The sequence below is a fragment of the Ruminococcus sp. OM04-4AA genome (assembly GCF_003462585.1).
Classification (GTDB): Bacteria; Bacillota; Clostridia; order Lachnospirales; family Lachnospiraceae; genus Mediterraneibacter; species Mediterraneibacter faecis.
In genome coordinates, this window is the sequence record NZ_QTZH01000103.1 from 1 (window position 1) to 3,236 (window position 3,236).

6 protein-coding genes and 1 pseudogene are annotated in these 3,236 nt (G+C 39.8%); all 7 read right to left on the reverse strand.

Going from position 1 to position 3,236, the window contains the following annotated elements; translation table 11 throughout:
• Window positions 1-189: 189 nt before the first annotated feature.
• Window positions 190-692: pseudogene (locus DXB52_RS15055) on the reverse strand (antirestriction protein ArdA).
• A 17-nt stretch (window positions 693-709) separates the two neighbouring features.
• Window positions 710-1,213 carry an antirestriction protein ArdA gene (locus DXB52_RS15060; protein WP_003062492.1) on the reverse strand — a complete coding sequence of 168 codons (504 nt, stop codon included), beginning with the start codon at window positions 1,211-1,213 and terminating at the stop codon, window positions 710-712.
• On the reverse strand, window positions 1,132-1,428 hold the full coding sequence (locus DXB52_RS15065) for a hypothetical protein (protein WP_008687105.1): 297 nt from the start codon (window positions 1,426-1,428) through the stop codon (window positions 1,132-1,134). Before DXB52_RS15065 ends, DXB52_RS15060 begins: the two co-directional genes overlap by 82 nt.
• A gap of 90 nt (window positions 1,429-1,518) precedes the next feature.
• Entirely contained in the window at window positions 1,519-1,938 is a 420-nt protein-coding gene (locus DXB52_RS15070; RefSeq protein ID WP_003060053.1) for a nuclear transport factor 2 family protein, read from the reverse strand.
• A gap of 67 nt (window positions 1,939-2,005) precedes the next feature.
• Window positions 2,006-2,227, reverse strand: coding sequence for a hypothetical protein (locus DXB52_RS15075; RefSeq protein ID WP_003060793.1), 222 nt, complete (start codon window positions 2,225-2,227; stop codon window positions 2,006-2,008).
• 1 nt (window position 2,228) lies between these two features.
• A complete protein-coding gene (locus DXB52_RS15080; RefSeq protein ID WP_003061156.1) occupies window positions 2,229-2,363 on the reverse strand; it encodes a DUF3789 domain-containing protein in 135 nt (44 codons plus the stop codon).
• Between the two features lie 13 nt (window positions 2,364-2,376).
• Window positions 2,377-3,236, reverse strand: an 860-nt coding sequence (locus DXB52_RS15085) for a replication initiation factor domain-containing protein (protein WP_147343388.1), incomplete at its 5' end; no start/stop codon positions are given.

Consider the following 3,236-nt stretch of genomic DNA (forward strand, 5'->3'; position numbering starts at 1 on the left):
GTTAAAGTCATTGATTGCATACAAGACTTTTTCCACGTTCCAGATACCCGTATAAGATTTAATCTTTTTCAAGTTCTTTCAGCTCCTTTCGTAAGTTCTTCAAAGAGAAAAGGACAGCCATTTTCAGACTGTCCCTTAAAGAGAAATACGCTGTCAGTAGCAACAATGCTTGTCGCTGATCTTCCAGCGTTAATATGGTATCTCGCACATACCTCGCTTGTTTCAATAAAGCAACCGCCCATATCCAAATCTCGCCCGTAGGCTTCATAGTCAATGTAATTCTGTAAGCTGGGTGGAATGTCCCCAAGTGCCTGCAATTCGTCTATGTAGTAGTAGGCAACATCTGTCATGGTTTCACAGTCGGGATAATAGTAAATATCGTCCTTATGTTCCACGACTTCTTCCAGCGTCCCATAGTGGCTGATAAATTCGTCCAGACACTCTACAATATAGTCGGGAAGTTCCTCTATCATTTCATACATCTCATTGAGTTCTTCAATGGAAACATACTCGCCAATCGCAATGGGAAAGTTGTCGGTATCATGGATAGCGTATTCCTCATACTGTTCATTCAAGCCGATTTTTTCTTTCACATCTTCCTCGTCAATGGGGAACGTGAACCAAGCACCGACTAAATAGCCCTCATTGTATTTGCCAAGATTAGCAATATAAACCGCCATATCATCAATCATAAGCACCACCTCATTTCCTACTCTGGCAGTTCAAAGATACCGTGTTCTGTTACTAAAAATTTCCCGTGTTCCTGCAAGTGAGAAGCGTAGGCTTCAAAGTCAAAGTAGTATTCTTGACAGTCCTCGGATAAATGCTTGAACATCGGGTCGTTCATCAGCTTTTGCCTTGCAACATCTATCATGCTTTTACAGTCGGGATAAACAATAATCACGTTCCTGCAAATATAAAGTGCTTCTAAATTTTCAAACACCGTAAGTAGTGATACATATTCTTCCTGCATATCACTTGAAAGCTGGCGGTACATAAAATCTAATTCGTTGAGCTGGTACACGCTGGTGTGTTCGTGGACTTCATCAGCATAAGGCAACACCTTTTCGATAATACGATAATCCCCACTTTCTGCACCGATACCTAACTTTTCTTCAAACTCGGCAACATCTATCGGCAGGTCGAACCAGTATGATATTGTTTCTTCGCCAGTTGTTCCTCTCGTTTCCACCAGCACCCTTGTTTCCTGCATTGTTCCTCACGTCCTTTCTGTTGCTTCATCACATCTTTTAAGCTCTGGTACGACATACCAAACACATACTTTGAAAAATCTTCTAACTGTTTTATATCATAATTCGTAAGCGGTAATCGCTTCATTTCATGCCACACTTTACGCTTGTAAGAGGGCAGGTTAGAAATATAATCACAGCCGACGTTTGCCTGCATATCCTTAAAAATATCGCTCATTTCATCACTCCAATCTGATTTTAGGTAAGAAAAAAGCAGTCAATCCTAAGACTAACTGCTTTATGTATATGGATATAATTTGATTAAGTTTTAAAACCAGTTTGTTTTTTCATCTCTAAATTGAGGGTTATCGCTGTGTTGATATGGATTATAGTTATTCAGATTGCAACCATATTCTTTTAATGATTTGATTTTGTTATCTTCTGTCCATTCAATTAAGGAAATACCGTCAAATTCTTCAACGCTTCCCGTATTCATTTCATTTTTAAAATACCATTCTACGACAGTTTGATTTTCTTTATGAAAGAACTGTTTAATATCCCAAATAATGACTTTACCACGAGTATTCCATTCATTAAACCAATGTTTTACTGTTTTAAGATTTTCATATTTAGGACACCAGCTTTCCGTATAAACAACATCTTCTGTAAAAATTTTATCTATTCCTAAGTCTTGCTGTTTCAACCACATATCAAACCATAAACGAATAATTTTTTCTCTCTCATTCAAAATAGAACACCTCGATTACTTCTTTTTTCACATTATAGCACCCATACATCAGCCCCACAATAAAATTTTATGCACCGATAATCTTATTGAACAGCTCTAACAGTACATCTTTCACACCGCCAGCATTGAATACCAAGCCGACAGCAATCAAGGCAACTACCAAGAAACCGATAAGTTTTGAAAACTCACGCTTGAACCCTAAGTAGATACCGATAACCACAATCGACATAAGCACTAAGCTCTGTGCGTTGCTTAAAAACCATTGATACAAATTTTGCCCGAAATTCATGTTATTTGTCCTCGCTTTCTTTTAATTTCTTCATTTCATAGTCAGCTCCTTTGCCAACACTTAAAATACACATCAAGGCTACGCCGATACCCGTTCCAACAGATACCAGCAGGAAGTCTTTCAATAATTCCCACATTTTTTCATCACTCCTAACTTTCTACTAAATCTTTTGCAGGGGTCGTCTGCTGTTTGATTATCATTTCATGCTTTTCTGTGAGCTTTGCCTGCTGTTCGATAGTTTTCATGTAGTCTGTTCCGTTTCCCTTATCAATCCTTTTCAGCATTTTCAAGGTCGGTGCTACCTGCCGTTGTACCCACCGCAATGTACGGTCTAAGGTGTAAGGCTCTGGCTTTGTCGTCAGCTTCAAGCTCTGTCTGTTATCGCCGATAAACCACGCCCAGCGGTCATTGAGTTTCCAGTCATTTTTTCGCTTGTCTGCTTCTTCATCAACAAACCGCACATACTGGTTGATGATAGAAAAGGCAGTCTGCTCTGCGTCATAATAGGTCAGCAAATCTCGTACTGCATAATAGGCACGTTCATTTCTAAGCCGTATCTCAAAACGGTTGATAATGTCGGCTTCTTCCAGCGGTGTCCCTAACTTGACGTACTGCTCATAGTCCTTTTCATAGATACAGAAATACACATCTGATTTTAGCGAACCAAGATAAAGGGTGCGTCCCATATATTCTCTGTCGTCCTCTCTATGCTTGATAAGCTCGCCCGACTGATAAAACTTATAACTTCTGGACTTTCCGATATATTCCCGTTTCCTGCATTTTTCCGCAAGCTCTGGAATATCCAAAATACCCGTATGGTCGTTGATAGCAAGGTCGATACGCTTCATCACGCCACCGTCTATGAGTGCGTCCATGAGAAAGTCATACCAACTTCTTTGTTGTGCCAGCAGGTAACTTTCAAACTGTCGGCAACCACGCCCCTTTAACTCTAAAAGGACACCTTTTTCTTCGTCAGCCGACGTATAGATAAAGATGTCCCCTAAAGAAT